This window comes from Pseudomonas anguilliseptica (assembly GCF_021375795.1).
GTDB lineage: Bacteria > Pseudomonadota > Gammaproteobacteria > Pseudomonadales > Pseudomonadaceae > Aquipseudomonas > Aquipseudomonas anguilliseptica_A.
This window is the reverse complement of record NZ_JAEIOI010000024.1, coordinates 1-261: the sequence shown is the minus strand read 5'-3', so window position 1 is coordinate 261 and position 261 is coordinate 1. Positions and strand designations below refer to the sequence as shown.

Annotated in this window: 1 protein-coding gene; it reads right to left on the bottom strand. The window is 58.2% G+C overall.

Annotated features, from left to right (window positions below; all coding sequences use genetic code 11):
• Positions 1-261: GTP-binding protein (locus IOD17_RS19580; protein ID WP_233686628.1), on the bottom strand; the 261-nt coding region annotated here is incomplete at both ends.

Below are 261 nucleotides of genomic sequence, written 5' to 3'. Positions count from 1 at the left end.
CTGGTGCCCATTTCGTTGGTGTCTTCACCGTTCAGCGCCATCAGCGCGGAGCCGATGATGATCGGAGTGTCGTCGCCCGGGAAATCGTAAGTGCTGAGCAGGTCACGCACTTCCATTTCAACCAGCTCCAACAGCTCAGCGTCGTCAACCATGTCAGCCTTGTTCAGGAAGACAACGATGTACGGAACGCCTACCTGACGGGACAGCAGGATGTGCTCGCGAGTTTGCGGCATCGGACCATCAGCGGCCGAGCAAACCAGG